The organism is Caballeronia sp. J97 (genome assembly GCF_905220305.1).
Lineage (GTDB): Bacteria > Pseudomonadota > Gammaproteobacteria > Burkholderiales > Burkholderiaceae > Caballeronia.
Genome location: NZ_CAJMZL010000007.1, coordinates 12,840 through 30,853, shown reverse-complemented (window position 1 = coordinate 30,853; position 18,014 = coordinate 12,840). Strand labels below are relative to the sequence as shown.

Below are 18,014 nucleotides of genomic sequence, written 5' to 3'. Positions count from 1 at the left end.
ATCAGTGTTCTGTGGGGATCCATCGTTCAGTCCACGGACGCCGCCAGCAAGGTGGACCGAGTGCCAGATGACAGAAGACTTCCATCATAAACAGAGGTAAGTCGGGAGATATGATCATTACTGTCTAGGAGGAGCGAAGTTGCTCCGGTTCTAACGGCAGATATGCTGCCGCCGTTCCATTCGAAACCGCCGCCGGCCGCGCCACCTACGACATGGCGCAGGCTCATGCCAGCGCCATACGGAAGCAGCGAAATCGTTCTCGAGAGGTAGCGTTGAATTTCGATGCGCCCGAGAATTTGCAGGCGAAGCGCCATATCCTCAAACACAGCGTCGTCGCTGAACATAGACGCGACCGCCGTCACGTCTCCCAATGACAGAGCGGAGCACAATTTCGTCGCCAACGCGAGTAGCACGGTCGATGCAGACTCCGAAACCTGGTCCTGACGATAACCGGTCAGTGTGGCGCGTTGAAGTCCATATTGATTCGAATACGAATTAAAATCCCAATGGTCGATCCAGCGCGCAATCTTTCCCTGGCTGAAGTCGATAATCCCAATGGCACGTATTTCTCCACCGAACAGCTCCGGTGTGTCGGTGAAACAAACGGTGGCTCCCGAGTTGAGATCGCCGATGATGCGGGTTGGATAGGATCTGGCCGCAGCAGGCCACGTGGGCATGTACTTCTGAAATAAGGATTCGACGGCAGCAAAGCCCGCTAAATCCCAGCCAAGAATGGCATCTATATAAGTGATCATGTTCGGCGCAAAAAACGACATTGTCTGTTCGACGTTGTGGTTGCTTTTCGCGGTAAAGAAGCCCTTCATGAACTGAACCAACTCGGCCGACGCTCCTGTCGTGTCTGCGATATCGGGGAATGGTGGTGACGTATTCTCGGAGGGCCGAGCCGAGGCGCCATCGCAGCCGTGGAGAATCGCGGTGAAGCCGGCTGCTGCGCATGCCTTGAGCATTTCGCGACGAGAATTCATTTTGTTGTCCTCCGTGTCTCACAAAACGGCCAGTACCTATCTGAGCGTCCGACATCAATCCGCAGACTCCCCTCTTGAACTCAGTCTAGTGCTCAATAAGGCACACGTGTGCCTATGAAAAACCCTAAGAAAGTATCACCGGAGGTAATTTATTCGCTTCTATAACTCAAGACAAAATAGAATTAAGTTCTTAAAATAGTAGTGAAAATGGATTAATATCCTATCTAACGCTCTTTTAGAGATTCATAGTCCTTCTCCACGTTGATGTCAGCTTGCTCTCGATCGATACGGGTAATTACCCCTAATTGACCACGTGTGCACTGGCCTATAGGCTGCCTTCCGTAGTCGAGCGAAGCAGCGTAAGTACCTCGGTGGAAAACGCGCTTTATCTGGTCTCGAATGTCAACCTCTCGATGTCAGACCGATGCTCAAAAGATAATTAAGGTATGCGAAACAAGGAGATCGGAAGGTCATGAAGAAACTGATGGCAGTCGCGGCAAGCCTCTCGTTTGCCGCTGCGAATTCCGCAGTGGCTCAAAGCAATGTAACTTTGTACGGCATCGTCGACACGGGCATTTCGTACTACAACCACGCGACTGCGCAGGGCGGGTCGTCGATCGGAATGCCAACTTTGACTGGCGAGTTGCCCTCTCGCTGGGGGATGAAAGGCGCGGAGGATATTGGTGGGGGAAATAAGATCTTCTTCGTACTCGAGAATGGCTTTCAGCCAGCTACGGGCGCGTTAAATTATGGTGGTCGTCTCTTCGGTCGCCAGGCGAACGTTGGGTTGAGCACCAAGTACGGCGTCTTAACCCTCGGTCGTCAGATGAACATGACGTTATATACCTTGGCGAACCTCGATGTGATTGGACCATCTGTACATTCGATGCCAAATCTGGATCCGTATCTTGCCAATGCCCGCAGCGACAACGCGATCGGATACATGCTGAAGTATCTGGGATTTACGGTCGGAGGCACGTACAGTTTTGGTCGGGATGCGGCAGGTCCCGCGGGACCGTCTGCGACCAACTGCGCTGGACAGGTGGCCGGCGACATGCTCGCCTGCCGCCAGTACACCGCAATGCTCGCCTACGACGCCGCTCAATTTGGTGTAGCAGCTTCGTACGACGCAGCTCGTGGCGGAACCGGTGCATCTGCGCCTTTGAACAGTTCTGCGTATACGAGCACACGTACGGTCGTCGGTGGATATTGGGCTTTTGGCGGGGGCAAGGTTGGTTTCGGATGGGTTAGAAATAATCAGGCTGCGCTTACCCACTTGCAAACGGACATTTTCTTTTTGGGTGCGACGTATTTCATTACACCTTCTCTGTCAGTGGATGGTGAGGGACTGCGATACTTGCGACGCACATCAAATAGCGCTGGAGACACCAGTGCAACTTATTTGATCAGCCGCCTGAACTATCTCCTCTCAAAACGTACGACGGCTTATGCCTCGTTGGGCTATATGTTGAATAGTACAAACGGTGCGCTTCCGGTAGCGGCCGGTGGCTCCGTTGGGCCCGGTTCGAACCAGTTTGGAGCGATGGTTGGACTGCAGCAAAAATTCTAACCAGGCTCGTGAATCGGTGAGCGAGGAAAAGTCGGAAACCGGCTGTGACGGTACTGCCTACATGCGATGCCGACTCGCGCGGCTCCACGGTTTCCGTGCTTTCGAGAAGGAGATCATTAGATGGGTTGGTCGCGAGCGTCTTGAACGGTCTAAAGTCGACGCCGTGAATGCTGGCCCTTAATTCGCCAGATCAAAGCGGCGTTGGCTCGGGCTTTTTACCGTTAAGGTGACAACCAAAGCGCATGGCGCATAGGCGGATGGATAGTCTTCCAGTTCGAAGTGCGCGTGGCCATTACATGAGGTGGTGTGAGCTAAGGCTACGGAAACTCCGCGGGGTGCTGAAGGATTTGAAGGCCGTTTGGGTCCGTGTAGCGCCTGCTTCGACGGACCCGAGACGGCGTCAATGCGAAAATGCCGAGTGTGGGACTCGGATATCGTCAACGGCACTGAAAAGTGGATGGAGGCTCATTGCTCGGTAAGCGAATCCTCAATACCGTGTAGATTTCGTCGTTGAGTTTGGCTACTTTGGTGCCCACCAAATGAATGAACCGAACCCCAAAGGTTGGACATCAACCGAGAGGGGTTTATGGGAAAATATAACGAGCAGACCAAGCTCGCCGCAGCGAAGGATTATTGTGAAGGCCATTTAAGTCTGAGGGCAGTCGCGAAGCGTCACGCTGTTGACTTTTCGTCACTCAGGCAGTGGGTAGCTGCTTACAAGGCGCATGGCGCGAGCGGGTTGCGACCGAAGCGAAAACAATGTTACTCAGCGTCTTTCAAGCTTTCTGTGTTAGCGCGCGTGCAAGAGGACGGTCTGTCATATCGTCAAGCAGCCGCGCTGTTCGACATACGTAGATCCGATGTCATCGGTAATTGGGAGCGTCAATACAAGGAGGGGGGCGTTAAGGCGCTGTCCTTTGGCTCCAGCGGTTGTCACAATAGGAAGATGAAGAAATCCAAGCCCAATGCGCGACCAGCGGCATCCGGTGACGCCGTGCGTAGCCGGGAAGAGCTTCTTGACGAGCTGAACTATCTTCGTCTGGAGAACGCGTACCTAAAAAAACTCGACGCCTCGGTTCGAGCGAGCAAACGGCAAGCGCAAGAGAACGAGCGCAAATCGTGCTTGAGCTGAGGCAGCTGTACCCGCTCGCGGGCCTGTTGAGAGCTTCCGGCCTGGCTCGAAGCACCTTTTACTACCAGCAGAAGGTGCTGCAGATGAGCGACAAGTATGCTGCCGTCAAGGCTAGCATTCAGAAGATCTTCGAGCAGCACAAGGGCAGATATGGATATCGACGAATCACGATGGTTCTCCGCAAGAGCGGCATGCTAATCAACCACAAGACGGTGCGGCGACTAATGGGGCAGATGAAGATCAAGTCATGTCTTCGGGGCAGGAAGTTTCGCCCATTCCGGGGAGAAGTCGGTCGTGCGGCGCCCAATCTACTCCAGCGCAAATTTGCAGCAAAGCGGCCTAACGAGAAATGGGCGACCGACGTGACCGAATTCAACCTCTCCGGCCGAAAACTGTATCTGTCGCCTGTACTGGACCTGTATAACGGTGAGATCGTCTCTTACGAGATGGCAAGACGTCCCCTGTTCGATATGGTTGGGGCAATGCTTCGAAAAGCCTTCACAAGGCTGAAGCCCAAAGATCGACCGGTGCTTCATTCCGATCAAGGCTGGCAATATCGTCTCTCCACCTACCGTCACTTGCTGAAGCAGAGCGCGGTTACGCCGAGCATGTCCCGGCGCGGAAACTGCCTCGACAATGCCGCAATGGAGAGTTTCTTCGGTACCCTGAAGACGGAGTTCTACTACGCCGGCGAGTTTCGCGATCTCGACGACCTTGAGAAAGGCCTGAAGGAATACATTCACTACTACAACCACGAGCGTATCAAGCTGAAGCTGAAGGGGCTGAGCCCCGTCGAATATCGAGTTCGTTTCGCTCCAGCATAACTATCAGTCGTCCAACTTTCTGGGTTCGGTTCATGTTTGCGTGTTCGGCTGTGACCACCCCCTGGGGTCGCCACCCCGGCGCTCGAATCGGCAGGCCGGACAAGTCCCAGTTGCACGTGGCTCTGGCGACGGTGCCTGCGCAGAACCATTCCTCTACAGACCGCTCGGTCTTGCAGTTCGGGCAAAAACGCATCATTGCTGACATTTCCTGTCTTATCGGTTTTGCGCTTTGTCGGCGCTGATCTGGACGCTGTGGCCCTGATCTGTCAATAGGTCTCTCAAACGGTGAAAATCGTTCCGGTTCGGTATCCCCGCGATCCAGACGGTACCGTCCTCGTCAAACATGACGTCCAGCGACTTATCGCTCTTGCAAAGGCCGCGTTCATATTGCGAAAACCTCTCCCGACCAAGCTTCGTGAGGAAATGCAAGCGCTGGTTATCGCTACCTCGCAGCGGTCGCGTATGTGCAGCATCGAGTTCAAGTGGGTCGGTGATGAGCGCATCGATCGACCCGTCTGTCTGCGCAAGAATGCCTGCGAGCGACTCGATAGGGTGACCGCTGTAGACGAGAATATCGCCGGAAGACATCTCGCGCAGCGCGCGGACGAGCGCGACGAGGGCATCCGCCTGGTCAAAGGGCTCTCCACCCGAGATGGTAAAACCGTCCGCGTGCGGTAGCCATGCGCGTACTTGCTCCAGGACGAGTTCGAGAGTGGTTTCTCCGCCATTGACGGCCCACGTATCTGCTGAGATACACCCTGGGCAGCGAATACTGCAGCCTTGAAACCATATGCCGATACGTTGCCCCGGCCCCAACGACCTGACGGGAAAGTGCAAGCGCGACAGATGGATGTTCATGGCCTAAAGCCTTTGCAACTGAAGCTCACCGCTTGAGATACCTTTAATCAGGAACCGGTCGCCCGTCTTCGCGTCCTGGTCGAACAGGCCTCGCGCGAGCGGATTGATAAGGTGGGCCTCGATTTGGTTACGGATTCCACGACCGCCATTCGAGAGGTCGCCGAGGCACCGTTGCTGAAGCGCCACTCTGGAGGGTTGATCGAGTTCGACGGCCATACCTTGTGATGCAATGTCCTCAAGCACAACGCACACCATCTGGTCGAAAATCTCCTGCGCGACGTCGTCCCGGATAAAGTCGAAAACGATGATGTTCTCGCCAATCCGGTTCAGAATTTCAGGCCGGTTGAGCACCAACTTGAAGTGTCGCTGGATCTCGCCGAGCACTTTTTCCTCCATCTCCTCAAGGGAATCGCTGGCAAGCGCGTTAGGCACGCGTTGGCCCAATTCGTCCTCGCGGTAGATTCCGAGGTTAGAGGTGAAGATGATCAATGCCTCGGAGAAGTAGACCCTGTCACCACGACCGGACGTGAGCACGCCATCATCGAGAATCTGCAGAAACTTGTCGAGAATCCGTGGGTGTGCCTTCTCGATTTCGTCGAAAAGCACGACGCTAAACGGTCGCTCTCGAATCGCGTTCGTCAGTTCACCGCCAACGTCATAACCGACATACCCGGGCGGCGCACCGATGAGGCGCTGGTCTGAATGCTCCGAGCTGAATTCGGACATGTCAAAGCGAATATAGGCGCTCTCGTCGCCGAACAGAAGACCAGTGAGCGATTTCGCTAGCTCGGTTTTTCCAACACCAGTTGGCCCGGCGAGAAATGCGACGCCGCGTGGCCGGTTGCCCTTACGTTGCGAACCTACGCCGGTCATCGCTCGCTTGACAAGGTCTAGCATATGCGTTACTGCGTGTGCTTGTCCCTTTATGCGCTTGCGGATAACGGGTTCTGCGTTGCGTATCTTCTCCCGCCCAATCAGAAGCCACGGGTCTTCCGTCACCCCGACTTTGTAACGCCTCACGGCATCAGAGATTTTCTCGATGGGGACGTTTTCGACTCGGGCGAGCGTAGCGATCGCATTCATATCGGCAAGCAACAAGCCCTCGCTTCCGTCGACAAAAGCCGACTCGGCTTCTTCGAGGGTCGTCGACGAAGCTCCCTGCGAGCCTGGTACACCGCGCAGAAGTGCGCCCGAAAAAGCGCACGCCGGGCGGCGCTGTCGGGTTTGGATACAGGGATATGTCGGATTCGCGGGTTGCCGATGAGTAGCCAATCGGGCAAGTCGCCTTCCTTGTCGACGACCCAGATCACGGTGTTAAAGAAGGGGCGTCGTTGCTCGCCTGCCGGACGAGCGCTGACCGCGTGCGCGAGCACAAGCGCCCGCGTAAAGAGGTTGTGTTCTGCCGCGCTCAAAGACTCCGTCCGAACAGCGAGTCGCGAGGCGAAGTCAACGACTAGCGCTATTGGTGGCCCGGTCAGGGCAGTGAGGCGCTCAAGACAAGCTGCAAGCGCATCGATCCCGCCGGGCGCGGCACCCCCGACCGGCGTCAGACCGAGACGTTGTAACGTCTCATCGCCGCGCTCATCAATAGGCACGCGCTCTTCGGGAAGAGTAAAGCCGGACACAGGATTCCAAACCACCAACTGGGCGTAACCCGCCTCCCTGAGATTGTCAGCCAGCGCGCTCACGAGAGGCTGCGCCGTTACCACTCCAGCTGCCACCTCACAGGCCTGTAGGTCGCGAACGTTTCCGGACAGAACGAACTGGCTCTTCAAGGGCAGAAAGCGCAGCAGATCCCTTAACCAGCGGGGCTTCACATAGGCGGACATGGCTTCGCGAAATGCTTGGAAATAGGCCAAAACGTTATCATAGCCGGTGCCCTGAGATATGCGTATTGCATGACGTTGGCGATTTTCACCTGCACCTGTCAGGCGATCCTCAATCAGCGGACAGAGACCGTCCGGCGCGAGCATGAACTTATCGTAGTCACGGCTGACACGACGAGGTGGCCCAAAACGACGGGGCGAACATCCGGCTGGCTTGCCGAGGCATGTTGTGGTTAGTAGGACCGGCCGCTTGTCTTATTGATTAACGCTTCAATGCCGGGTCCGCCAACGGCGGCTCCGGACCTCGTCTGACTGCGCGTGTCAGCCGCGGTTACTCTCCCTCGTCAAACGTTTTTCCGGATAGAAGCGAAAATAAGTCTCTGTCGCGTCTTCCCAGCAAGCCTCTAGCTCTGCTTGGCGTTCGCCGACCCACACTTTCGTTGCTGCCAGGATCGTTGCCGTAGCTTCACCTTCGCGCAGCTCACCGCTACTTAAGTCGACAGAAAACTGATAGCCTGCGCCTCGAATGACCACAAACGGACGGTCGCTCACGTCGGTGCAAATGCAAAACGCCTTAGGGAGGTCGAATTGGTAGAGTGGAGGCAGAAAGTCTTGGAGTCGGTGAAGAGAATCTGCGTTCACAATGGTCAAACCGTTCTCCCGCAACGACTCCCGTCCATTGCGCTCGAAATCGTATGGAACAAACTGTTTTCCTGCCAGCGCTGACACTCCCGATATCTGAGTTGGCGGAACGTTACCGAAATACAGCATCCAGGTCGTCTCTTTAGTTTTGGCATGTTTGTACGCGCGCTGCAGTTCTGCGTCGCTCAACGCTTTGATGTCGTACAACGCAGATAACCCCATGATCCTGGCGTATCCTGGCCTTTCGTTTCGCTTCGACCAATCGACAAATGAATGAAGCATTGGGTCATCGTCTTCGATGTCGACATGTATTCGAATCGCGGTCTTGTCCGCCATCACTTCATTTTTGAGCGGACCGCCTTGCACTTTCTCGAGGTAGCGCTTCTCTGAGTCTGTCGGACGTTCCTTGCCAGTAAGTAATCCGTGACCGTTGAAGTCGGGGTCAGAGGTCAGCCAAAGCACACCTCTCATGATCGATCCATCGGCACGAGTGAGCGTACTGGGCTTTAATCCGCTATGGAGAATACTCTCCGCCAAGGTGACGGATGTGTAGTGATAGAGTTGCATTGGATGAATTGAAGAAGTTTTATCTATTTTCGTTACTTCGTTACATTAGCCGCAGGTCGCTGACCTGTCGATTTCCAAGGCGAAGACACGTGACAACAACGATGATGGTTCGGTAAAGCTATTGTAGGTCTTCGCTGAATTTAAAGGGAGCGGCTTTATCGAATCTACGCTGAAGCGCGGCATGAAAACATCGAGGCACATGACCAAGCCTCTGTCTGCCTTGTCGGACGGCGAACTTTAGGTCGGGTCTGGACTCAACACATTGTTTCCATCCAGCTGATATTGCTCGATAATTCGTTGGTTGTAATCGTCGAGGTAGGTCTGCAAATCGCGGCGGCTGACTAGTCGTACCGCTGCGGCGCCGGCGAGTTCGATAGCAGATCGCGTGAAGTACGAGTTGGTGACCACCATAGCTTCGTCACAGGCGTAGAAGCTCTTCGCAGAGATAGCCTCTTGCACCGCAGCGTTTCCTACGCTGCCTGAGTAGTTTTTTGCTTGGATGACAATTTTCTTGCCGAACCTGCTGACAAACAGGTCGGCGCCTTGATCGCCGCTCAGCTTCATTCCTTCTACGTCGTACCCCGCGGTGCGGAACAGTTCCCCAAGGAAAGACTCGAAATCGTATCCATTCATTGCGTCAACGTGGTACATCGTGACGAACCGTGACGGGTCGAAATGTTCCAGCTTCGTAGCCAGGCGCTCGACCAGAATGTCAAAGTGTATGACCTCGCATTTGCGCAACCAGTTTTGGAGGGTCTCCCAAGGAAGCAATGGCGTACCGAAATTTGCAGCAGCCTCACCGGCATACTGAATTTCGGGGTGGCGAATATCGTTGTCCCACAAAAAGTAGAAAAAGAGGCTGAGGTCATCTCTGAAGCTTGTTCCCGCCTCTGCAATCCACGAATGAAGCAGTTCCGTCAAAGAAGAATCGTTCATATTTCGCGAAATCTCGTTCGAGAATCCGAGATATGCGGCATTAAATCCGGTGGTCAGCAACAGCTTTTCGAGTAGATGCGGAAGTTCTTCGAGTTCGCGAAACCCCTTGCGAATCAGGACTTCTCGGAATAGTTCACGATTCGAATACGAACCATTGAGCCGCGCGCCGGGCGTGGACGCGTCGTTCGACTGTGCTTGCTCATGGTTAATGGTATGGAAGAAATTGGCAAAGTAAGGCTTTTTGAGTTCCGAATACTTCTGCAGGACCGCGCGAAGCAAGTCGTTGAGCTGCGCCTGTTCTTTCTTCTTTCCTAGCAAATCCTTCAGGAAACCCTTGGTTTGGTACTGAAATTCGGGATAGAAGGACGGGTCCAGCGGTACCTGAACTGATTGCAGTGTTGATTTTTCGGTTTCGGAAGTCGTGACCATGGCACACCACGGGCACTTGGTTTCGAACGATGTCTTGCTGCAGAAAGTGCATTTGTAGATCACGGTGCGTCTCCATCCTCAAGTATGCGAACGGTGATGAGGAATCGCCTGGTCTTGGCAAAGCGACGATGCATCCAGCATCTTTGTCAGTACGCATCGCTCGTCGCCTAGTGCTGGCATCTTGCGCCGCGTTGAAGCGACATAGCGCTGCGGCACGGAATGCTTGCGGTGCTGTGGCATATCGGTTAACGGCAAAAGCGCCGCAGACTTTAGGATGTGGACAGAGTGTCTCTTATGGATTGTCCGAGCCAGTTAGGCCGATGCGCATGCGAAGAGGTTCGCGCGCACATTGTATCTAAACTGAGTCCGCACAACCGAGCAGCGGACGGTGCTTATAGGTGAAGAAACGGGAGCGAGAGGGGGAGCGAGCCGTTGCGAAAGCGCTGTATGGCCGAGGCGTTGTGCGGGGATAACGAGTCGATTACTGAATACGCGTACTTTCAGGCTGTATGCCTTAGAATCGAGTTTTTACTACGAAGTTTCCATGATGGCACGCAGAAGACGTCAAAGAAAGAGTCACCTTGCTGAAGCGATTAAGCAAACGAGTCCGGCCGCGCAGAAGTTTTGGTCGATTGTCATCGTTTTGGCTTTCTTCTTTTCGATGTTCATGTACTTCTCGCACTAAGGCAGCTCCGTAGTTGAATTGTGAAAGCCGCAGAGGGTGGCGACGCTCAGTTCTTGGCCTGCATCCAAGAGTGCGCCACAAGCGACTTTTCAGTAGAGGCGCGCTTTGAATTAGTTAATTTGACGGTGAAGCGATAATCGTCCCTGACACGTTCAAACGCATGGGCCAGTCCGTGCCGACGCCTTATCTTGGCCTTGTCTGCCTTCGGGATACCTTCGGAAATACGTGCTGCCTTCAAGGGTGACTACTGCAGTTCGATTTTTGTGCCACGGGCGTCGGACAGAACACGCATAGCTGTCGACCTCTGACGCTTCTCACCGTTGAGTCGCAGCAGGGATACCTACAGCGGACGAGATGGCGTAAGCTTTCCGCTCGACAATAAAGCAAGGGGCAATCATGCGCGGACAATGGCTCGGGCGGTTTCACGCAACCGGCTGGAGCGGATCTGCTACGGTCGAGGTCGATGACCTCGGGAAGACGTTTGGCGGGCGCGTTTATCTGTTTTCTCGTGACACGAACATGCCCAGCGCAATTGCCTACTTTGAGGTACCAAAGGGCGACAATCCTGCACGGGCCGTCGCGAAAATCCTCCCGATCGATCCATCTACTGGTAACCCGACGACGTGGGATGCGCTGGCGCACAGATTCCCTCAATTGTCCTTCGCTACGCTAGCGCAGACAACTTTACGATGGACGCAGGACAGAATGGTTGCCGTTTGGGATTCAAACCTCGGGGCTCATGGGCGCGCATTTCTGTATAAAAGCAATGCAGAACGAGCGTCGGAGTACGTGGAGACACCGATGGAGTGGGCGCAGTTCAAAGCTCACGTGGCATGCCTCGAGTTCCGCCGGTTCGTTTTCCGGGGCCAGGCAAAGCGCTGGCGCCTGCGAACCCACTTTCATCGAACCGGCCGTGCGGATCTTTGGAAATATAACAATGAGGACATGACGCTGCTTCATCGTCATTTGAGCGCACGTACGCGCCATACCTTCAATCGGCGCGATAGCGACGAGAATGGTGCCTTCCTGCACCTCGCGCAGCACCATGGCTTCCCAACGCCGTTGCTTGACTGGACTTACTCGCCGTACGTGGCAGCGTTCTTCGCCTACCAGAAGGTGCCGAAGCAGCTTTCTCCAGCCGACGCGGGTTCTCGAGTTCGCATCTATCAGTTTGACCGGCAGAAGTGGACGAACGATTTGATCCAAATCCCCAAGGCGGCGCCGGCGCGGCCGCATTTTTCGCTTCTCGAGTTCATCGCAATCGAGAATGAGCGCATGATTCCCCAGCAGGCGCTCTCAGGGCTGACTAACGTCGACGACGTGGAAGACTATATCCGTTCGGTCGAGAGAAGCAACGGGACCCGCTACCTCTCGGTGATCGACTTGCCCGCGGCAGACCGCACAATGGTCATGCAGGAGCTTAGTACGATGGGGATTACCGCCGGCGCCTTGTTTCCCGGCTTGGACGGCGCTTGCGAGGAACTTAGGGAGCGTCTCTTCCCGTGAAAAAGCGTCGGTGAATTTAGCGCCTTACACCGACTGCGATTCGCTGCATTCGTAGGCTTAAGCGATCGATCGCCGTTTGGCAAGACGTTTAAGCGTAGAACACAATTGGACTTTCTCCGAGCCGATGGTTTCTGCAATCCAGTCGAACTGCGGCTCTCTTACCTGCATTCTTGCAAGAGACAATGCCCGAAAGATTGCATTCTTCAGGTCATCGTCGCTCAAGTGTTTCTTCACGGGCCCGAATGCGAAGATGTCGACTGTAGTGATAAGGCGAAGCGATGGGTAACGCTCAGTTGCAATACGAGTCGCCTTTTTCTCATCGATCGCGGCAGACAGATTGTGATGAAGAGCAAAAGCGAGGGTCGCTGCTTCACCGTCGTCCAGCGATTCAGCGACGGTGCCTCCAACTAAGTCAAAAAATACAGCGGACGCTTGCCCATCGAGTGTTGCAACGCGTAGAGTTTCGGAATCTAGCAAAGCGAGCAGCTCGTCCATTTCAGGCCGTTCGCTGAGTGAACCGTTCCTCAGTTCTTGTTCAACATTCTCGGTGATGAGGGTAGGGATCTCGAGCGATTGCAAAATCTGGCTTGCGCGGCCCGTGGCCAGCAGGTTGATGACCACACTCGTGTCGAGCACGATTTGTGAATCCCCTTCAGTGATGCAGCTTGAAAAAGTCATCCGCCTCGTCCTCTTCCGCCGCAGCCTCGTCAAGCAGCTCGCGAACTTGATGTCGTCCGAGCTTGAGCATCTCGGCCATTTGCCCTTCGCTTATCAGGTCTTTTTTCCACGCATCAATTGCCAGCAGAAAGAGTCTGGACGAGCGCGCGTCATCGGTACTGGACTCACGTTCGCTGATACCAAGAACTTGGCGTACTTGCTCATCAGTGATTCCGCCGTTGTCTGCAAACCAATCCCATGTTCCCTTTTGCGTTAGCTCGAGTTCCTCAAGCCGCAGCACCATCGCTTGGCGGGACACGCCAAAAAAGTGGGCGAGCAGAATGACGTGCCGGCGGGTCAGGTGAGTCGCGCCAGTGGTCAATTCTTTGAACTTTTCCATCGTCGCGCGCGCTGGTGTCAGGAATGCACGACCAAAAGCATTGGCATAGCGCTCTTCCCGCGAATTATCATGGATTTCGTCCTGGTAAACCTCGGGCTGGCGCCGGGTGCCAATGAAATGTCCCAGTTCATGTGCAGCGGTTTGTGCCTGACGGTCTCTGCGATGGCTTGAATTTATCAATATGCAGCCACCGACGGCGTCATCGTACGCGAACAATCCGGACACTGCCGACGCGAGTTTGCGACCATATACACGAATTCCGAGTTGCAGTTCCATCAGCGCGAAGAGGTCTTGTATCGGACCTTCGCCCAGGCCTAACCAGTTTCGCAAGTTCTGAGCGTCGTTCTCAGCTTGAGCGCGAACGTCGCCAGGAAGTATTGTTTTTTCTGCAGGATAGTTTCTGAGCCGTTGCACCCCAAGCACATCCTCCAGCTCAACTTCGGAGCGTACGAGGTCATTCAATGTGCGCGCCGCTTGCTGGATCCCCGTACTGGCAGCATCAGGGAGCGACCGAAAGCGCGGGATGAGGTCGATATGAACAGCCTCACGTCGGAGCAACGAGTTGACCGAAATGCCATAATGGTGGCAAAGCGCTTGTATTTCATCGACGCGAGCAGCACGCTGTCCCTTTTCAATTGCGACAAGAGTCGTGCGCGCCACACCAGCGGCTTTTGCGCCGGCGTCCTGCGTGACATTGGCGGATTCCCGGGCTATTTTTAGCCTTTCTCCCAACTCTATGGGACTGAGTTCGTGAGTTGACTTAGTCATGAGGCGATATCCATCCATTTCTTGACGAACGATTGAGAACCTAGGTCGTTCGTGAATGCCGACCATTCCTTGGCGTGTTGCTCAAGGAGCCGGTCCAGCTTTTGGCCCACCTCATCAGCAGGTTGAGAAAGGGAGCGCGACAGATCCATAGTCACACGTCGTCTGACCATGCCGTAGCTAGACGAGTCCCGAATCTGCGCCAGATGCTTAAAATGAAGCACCCCGGCGATGGCGTATTCCCGTAATGCCTTGGTTACCTGTGTAAACCCATTCGCTGCGCCTGCTTCAAACGTGGCCGCAGCAAGGCTCTCCCAGACGTATTGCTCAGGAGGCTCTGACAGTCCTGCAGCATGGACGCTGAGTCGGCGCAGTATGCAGGCTGCACACACACCGCACTGCCGTCGTGATTTCGACACTGAGACCTGCCTTGCGTTTTGCCAGCAGGAACGGGTATTAAGCCAGGCCGCCTGTTCGCCCGCTAAATCGACGTATTCCCGCAACGTTTCCCCCTTGGTCGACCAAATCCGCGGAAAGGTGTAGGTCAGTCGATGTCCGAAGAGGGCAGATACAAATTTTTGCATCAACGCAGTAAAGTCGGGGTGGTTTCGGAAGTCAGCATACCCCTGGCCTACCGGAAGGAGTGCCGGCGCAAGCGCACCTTGGCCGCTCTCTGGCACGATTGCGGTCGGTGCATTGATCAGATACGCAGCCACTGCGGATATCAACGCAAACTTGAACCCACGACTTCTGGCACTGTTCTCGGCGTTGTCCTCGTCAAGTTTGACTTCATAGGGCAGAGCAGCGAAGGGGGCAACGAGGCTCTTCTTCTTGGGCACGTCGTGCCACTTGGTGCCTACTCGCACTCGCACCAGTTGGGCTCCGAGTCGCTGGTGCTCGAGTCCATACACCGCCCGAGAGTCCATCCCTTCGCTGTACGCCATGACAGCCGCTGCATCTGTGGGGAACTCCATCCGGCTCTGGGGCGGTAACTCTGCTTTTGCTTTACGCGCTCGAAAATGGAAGTGCCACTCATCCCCAGTCAGAAAGTTCAGCGCGCCTACCAGCGAGCGCGTAACTTGAGCGTCCATCCAGCGAGCAGGATCATGAACAGGAACATGAACGTCAAAACGCCGTCCCCAATTTAAGGCGCTACGCGAGAGACTTCGGTCACAGAATTCGACCGCCGCTGCGACGACAAGCGCATCGTAAACAACGGGCCGCCAGTTGGTGGACGAGAAGGTCTCCAGTATCGCGGTATCAAAGCTGATGTTGCGCCCAAGGCGGCACGCAAGGGCGCCGCGGCGCGGTCTTTGACCCGGCTCGACGAGGTCGACCGTCAAAGATTTGAGTGTGATAAACGACGGATCTGCGTTCATCTCAAGGGCACCCCGTCGCTAAGGCCGGATTTCTTCAAGGAGAATTTGCTGGGCTTTGGCGCTAGCAATGCCAAGCCAAGCTGGCGCTCAGGTAGCTCCGCGACTGCGGCATTGACTCGGAAGGCAACATTCTTCGCCCTTAGCTCGGTAGATTTTCGGACGTAATGCTCCTCCATCGAACGCGCGTTGGCGAAACCACGGTCTTTCGCAGCGAAGCCCAATGCTTCGTGAAACGCAGACTCGTCCAGACGTCCTTCATGCACAAGATGTATGCCCCATGCCACAGCGTTCAGACCGAAGACCGATCCGGCTGCTAGAGTGCGTGCATGCTCGAGCTGTTCCAGCGCGAGCTCTGGAAGGCCTAAGGAGTTGTCGACGCCGCTGAACACGTCTTTCAGCGCCTTAATGACCGCGTATTTCACTTCTTTCCTGAAATCGCTTGCGAGTGCGTCCTTTGCAGCCTCAGCCACCGAGGTTGCATCATAGGTAGATTCATCCCCGCGCTTGGCAAGCTCTTTCCAAGCGCGTCTCAAGGGCAGACTTCTATGTGGACCATCGCTCATGTCAACGCCTCCTTGTCAGCATTAGACAATGAAAAGTCGACATTGTCAAATTGATGTGGGCCTCTTTTCCACCAAGTGAGGCGCTTCAACAGGGAGGGGCACCGCGATTTCGCGTGTCGCGCTACATTCCGTCGCCTGAGACCAGAGCGAACAGATGGATCCCTGCGTCGCTCGATCGGTAGCTTTTGGGGTGGCGGGGCTGCGCCAAGTCTTTCAGTGAACCGTGTCGGCTGCACAGCCGCTACAGATCGACTAACAGGTAGGCATCTCTAGTTTTTTCTCTCGCTGGAAGCTGCGGTTCTGCCCCTACGACAGCCGGCAAGCTGATCGGCTTGCGTAGCATGTTTGTGCGGCCGGGTGACAGGAACGGTAGTCATCCGCTTGCACCAGGTTTCAATTGCAAACGCGAACGTCCAAGCCAGATTTGTTTGTGCTAGTTTTCGGCAAGTCATTGATTTTGCTGAGTCATCCACCTGCTGGCACCGTGGGTCTTCTGGCTAAGCGCCTAGTTGCTCGGAGGAAGCGGCGTGCCACGTCACATGCCTCAGAGTTGCACTATCGTCTTTCGCGGGGGAAATTCGCACAAAGACAAGGACTTACCGCAGCGAGACCAGTTTTGTTTGAAACCGGTGGGAACGGCGGGACATCCCAGAACAAGTTTGTTTGTGCGAAAAGGGCAGATCAGCTTTATTTGCGACAGACCAGGGTTTATTTGCAAAGAACCAGCCGAATCGGCCAACTTTGCGTCCTGCTTCACGAGCCATCAGTTTTGTTTATCGGGATATGGGCGACGCGGCGCTCGCTCACCCCGCCGAATGCCACGCCCGGCGGCCTTTCGCGCTGCCGAAACCCCATCCAAAAAGGAAAGGTACTGGTTAACGCGTAGTACCGATTCCGCGCCCTTCCTCGCTACCCTTCGGCTTCAGTTTCCCTAAAGCAAGCCCGCTCGGCCAAGCATTCTGAAGGAGTAGCGCACATGGCACGGATCATCGGAGGCATCGCCGCCTCGCACACGCCGACCATCGGTTTCGCGTTCGACAAGAACAAGCGCGACGATCCCGTCTGGGCGCCGATCTTCGAGAACTTCGCGCCGCTCGCGAACTGGCTCGCGGAAAAGCAGCCCGATGTCGTCGTCACGATCTACAACGATCACGTCACATCGTTCTTTTTCGATCACTATTCGGCCTTCGCGCTGGGTGTCGGTCCGGAATGGCGCGTGGCCGACGAAGGCGGCGGCGCGCGCGACCTGCCGCCGGTCAAGGGTCATCCGGCGCTCGCCGCGCACATCGGCACATCGCTGATGACCGATGAATTCGACATGTCGTTCTTCCAGAACAAGGCGCTCGATCACGGCTGCTTCTCGCCGCTTTCGATGCTGTGCCCGCACAAGCCCGAGTGGCCGATCAAGCTCGTGCCGCTGCAAATGGGCGTGCTGCAATTGCCGGTGCCGAGCGCGCGCCGCTTCTACAAGCTGGGGCAGGCGCTGCGCCGCGCGATCGAAAGTTATCCGGAAGACCTCAAGGTCGCGATTCTCGCAACGGGCGGGCTCTCGCATCAGGTGCATGGCGAGCGCTCCGGCTTCAACAACACGCAATGGGATGCGCGCTTTCTCGATCTCTTCGAGCGCGATCCCGAGCAACTCGCGGACATGACCATCGCCGAATATGCGGCGCTCGGCGGCTACGAAGGCGCCGAAGTGATCATGTGGCTGACGATGCGCGGCGCGTTGTCGTCGAATGTCGTGTGCAAGCATCGCAGCTATTACCTGCCGTCGATGGCGGGTATCGCCACGGCGATCTACGAAGGCGAGGACAGCGAGACCAAGCCCGCGATCGTCGAGCGTCATCGTCAGAAGATGGCCGTTCAGCTCGCCGATGTCGAAAAGCTCGAAGGCACCTATCCGTTCTCGATCGAAACCGCCGTGCGTGCCTATCGCATCAACGACTATCTGCATCGCATGGTCGAGCCGGCGCATCGCGAGGCGTTCAAGGAGAACGAGGAAGCGAGCTTCGAAGCGGCGGGACTCTCCGAACAAGAGCGCGATCTCATTCGCCGGCGCGACTGGCGCGGCCTGCTGCATTACGGCGTGATCTTCTTCATGCTGGAAAAACTCGGCGCGGTGACGGGCGTATCGAATCTGCATATCTATGCCGCGATGCGTGGCGAAACGCTCGAAGAATTTCAAAAGACGCGCAATGCGCCGGGCGCGTTGTATTCCGTTGCGGGCAAGGGCTCGGGCAAGCTCGACTGGGACAAAGCGGAAAAAACCAAGAACTGAATACGAAGGGG

Annotated in this window: 15 protein-coding genes; 4 read left to right on the top strand and 11 right to left on the bottom strand. The window is 55.5% G+C overall.

Features of this window, described 5'->3' with window-relative positions; genetic code table 11:
• Window positions 1-26 precede the first annotated feature (26 nt).
• Window positions 27-986 carry a hypothetical protein gene (locus U4Y90_RS12270; RefSeq protein ID WP_321794843.1) on the bottom strand — a complete coding sequence of 320 codons (960 nt, stop codon included), beginning with the start codon at window positions 984-986 and terminating at the stop codon, window positions 27-29.
• A gap of 472 nt (window positions 987-1,458) precedes the next feature.
• Here U4Y90_RS12270 and U4Y90_RS12265 point away from each other — a divergent pair, with 472 nt between their 5' ends.
• Window positions 1,459-2,556, top strand: a complete 1,098-nt coding sequence (locus U4Y90_RS12265; RefSeq protein WP_321794842.1) for a porin — start codon at window positions 1,459-1,461, stop codon at window positions 2,554-2,556.
• A gap of 586 nt (window positions 2,557-3,142) precedes the next feature.
• Window positions 3,143-4,512 (top strand): IS3 family transposase gene (locus U4Y90_RS12260; RefSeq protein ID WP_415749331.1). Its coding sequence is split into 2 segments (ribosomal slippage): window positions 3,143-3,623 and window positions 3,623-4,512, totalling 1,371 coding nucleotides; the frame shifts between segments, so codons are not numbered across the junction.
• Window positions 4,513-4,725: 213 nt separating this feature from the next.
• On the opposite strand, the gene U4Y90_RS12255 is transcribed toward U4Y90_RS12260, so the two are convergent.
• The 6 genes from U4Y90_RS12255 to U4Y90_RS12230 all read right to left on the bottom strand — a co-directional run bounded on the left by U4Y90_RS12255 (window position 4,726) and on the right by U4Y90_RS12230 (window position 10,693).
• Entirely contained in the window at window positions 4,726-5,370 is a 645-nt protein-coding gene (locus U4Y90_RS12255; protein WP_321794840.1) for a 4Fe-4S single cluster domain-containing protein, read from the bottom strand.
• Window positions 5,371-5,373: 3 nt separating this feature from the next.
• The gene (locus tag U4Y90_RS12250; RefSeq protein ID WP_321794839.1) at window positions 5,374-6,468 is read right to left on the bottom strand and encodes an AAA family ATPase; all 1,095 of its coding nucleotides are present in this window, start codon (window positions 6,466-6,468) and stop codon (window positions 5,374-5,376) included.
• The gene (locus U4Y90_RS12245) at window positions 6,450-7,343 is read right to left on the bottom strand and encodes a hypothetical protein (RefSeq protein WP_321794838.1); all 894 of its coding nucleotides are present in this window, start codon (window positions 7,341-7,343) and stop codon (window positions 6,450-6,452) included. Before U4Y90_RS12245 ends, U4Y90_RS12250 begins: the two co-directional genes overlap by 19 nt.
• Before the next feature lie 174 nt (window positions 7,344-7,517).
• Entirely contained in the window at window positions 7,518-8,405 is an 888-nt protein-coding gene (locus U4Y90_RS12240; protein WP_321794837.1) for a hypothetical protein, read from the bottom strand.
• 237 nt (window positions 8,406-8,642) lie between these two features.
• Complete coding sequence (locus U4Y90_RS12235; RefSeq protein ID WP_321794836.1) at window positions 8,643-9,770, bottom strand: restriction endonuclease; 1,128 nt, start codon at window positions 9,768-9,770, stop codon at window positions 8,643-8,645.
• Window positions 9,771-10,501: 731 nt separating this feature from the next.
• Window positions 10,502-10,693 (bottom strand): hypothetical protein, encoded by a 192-nt coding sequence (locus U4Y90_RS12230; protein ID WP_321794835.1) that lies wholly within the window; start codon window positions 10,691-10,693, stop codon window positions 10,502-10,504.
• A gap of 158 nt (window positions 10,694-10,851) precedes the next feature.
• Between U4Y90_RS12230 and U4Y90_RS12225 the strand changes: the two genes are divergently transcribed.
• Window positions 10,852-11,961: an FRG domain-containing protein gene (locus U4Y90_RS12225; protein WP_321794834.1), complete on the top strand. Its 1,110-nt coding sequence runs from the start codon at window positions 10,852-10,854 to the stop codon at window positions 11,959-11,961.
• A gap of 57 nt (window positions 11,962-12,018) precedes the next feature.
• Here U4Y90_RS12225 and U4Y90_RS12220 read toward each other — a convergent pair whose 3' ends face one another.
• Genes U4Y90_RS12220 through U4Y90_RS12205 form a run of 4 tightly spaced genes read right to left on the bottom strand, consistent with a single transcriptional unit; the run spans window position 12,019 to window position 15,725 of the window.
• Window positions 12,019-12,639 carry a hypothetical protein gene (locus U4Y90_RS12220; protein WP_321794833.1) on the bottom strand — a complete coding sequence of 207 codons (621 nt, stop codon included), beginning with the start codon at window positions 12,637-12,639 and terminating at the stop codon, window positions 12,019-12,021.
• Entirely contained in the window at window positions 12,614-13,786 is a 1,173-nt protein-coding gene (locus U4Y90_RS12215) for an XRE family transcriptional regulator (RefSeq protein ID WP_321794832.1), read from the bottom strand. The genes U4Y90_RS12220 and U4Y90_RS12215 overlap by 26 nt, the downstream gene beginning before the upstream one ends.
• Window positions 13,783-15,162 carry a 7-cyano-7-deazaguanine synthase gene (locus U4Y90_RS12210; RefSeq protein WP_321794831.1) on the bottom strand — a complete coding sequence of 460 codons (1,380 nt, stop codon included), beginning with the start codon at window positions 15,160-15,162 and terminating at the stop codon, window positions 13,783-13,785. Before U4Y90_RS12210 ends, U4Y90_RS12215 begins: the two co-directional genes overlap by 4 nt.
• Window positions 15,159-15,725: a hypothetical protein gene (locus U4Y90_RS12205; RefSeq protein WP_321794830.1), complete on the bottom strand. Its 567-nt coding sequence runs from the start codon at window positions 15,723-15,725 to the stop codon at window positions 15,159-15,161. Before U4Y90_RS12205 ends, U4Y90_RS12210 begins: the two co-directional genes overlap by 4 nt.
• 976 nt (window positions 15,726-16,701) lie before the next feature.
• Here U4Y90_RS12205 and U4Y90_RS12200 point away from each other — a divergent pair.
• Window positions 16,702-18,003 carry a gallate dioxygenase gene (locus U4Y90_RS12200; protein ID WP_321794829.1) on the top strand — a complete coding sequence of 434 codons (1,302 nt, stop codon included), beginning with the start codon at window positions 16,702-16,704 and terminating at the stop codon, window positions 18,001-18,003.
• The last annotated feature ends 11 nt before the right edge of the window (window positions 18,004-18,014 follow it).

Coding starts and splice junctions, on each gene's coding strand:
- U4Y90_RS12270 (WP_321794843.1), bottom strand. CDS start 986: ATGAATTCTCGTCGCGAAATGCTCAAGGCATGCGCAGCAGCCGGCTTC.
- U4Y90_RS12265 (WP_321794842.1), top strand. CDS start 1,459: ATGAAGAAACTGATGGCAGTCGCGGCAAGCCTCTCGTTTGCCGCTGCG.
- U4Y90_RS12255 (WP_321794840.1), bottom strand. CDS start 5,370: ATGAACATCCATCTGTCGCGCTTGCACTTTCCCGTCAGGTCGTTGGGG.
- U4Y90_RS12245 (WP_321794838.1), bottom strand. CDS start 7,343: ATGCTCGCGCCGGACGGTCTCTGTCCGCTGATTGAGGATCGCCTGACA.
- U4Y90_RS12240 (WP_321794837.1), bottom strand. CDS start 8,405: ATGCAACTCTATCACTACACATCCGTCACCTTGGCGGAGAGTATTCTC.
- U4Y90_RS12235 (WP_321794836.1), bottom strand. CDS start 9,770: ATGGTCACGACTTCCGAAACCGAAAAATCAACACTGCAATCAGTTCAG.
- U4Y90_RS12225 (WP_321794834.1), top strand. CDS start 10,852: ATGCGCGGACAATGGCTCGGGCGGTTTCACGCAACCGGCTGGAGCGGA.
- U4Y90_RS12220 (WP_321794833.1), bottom strand. CDS start 12,639: ATGACTTTTTCAAGCTGCATCACTGAAGGGGATTCACAAATCGTGCTC.
- U4Y90_RS12215 (WP_321794832.1), bottom strand. CDS start 13,786: ATGACTAAGTCAACTCACGAACTCAGTCCCATAGAGTTGGGAGAAAGG.
- U4Y90_RS12210 (WP_321794831.1), bottom strand. CDS start 15,162: ATGAACGCAGATCCGTCGTTTATCACACTCAAATCTTTGACGGTCGAC.
- U4Y90_RS12205 (WP_321794830.1), bottom strand. CDS start 15,725: ATGAGCGATGGTCCACATAGAAGTCTGCCCTTGAGACGCGCTTGGAAA.
- U4Y90_RS12200 (WP_321794829.1), top strand. CDS start 16,702: ATGGCACGGATCATCGGAGGCATCGCCGCCTCGCACACGCCGACCATC.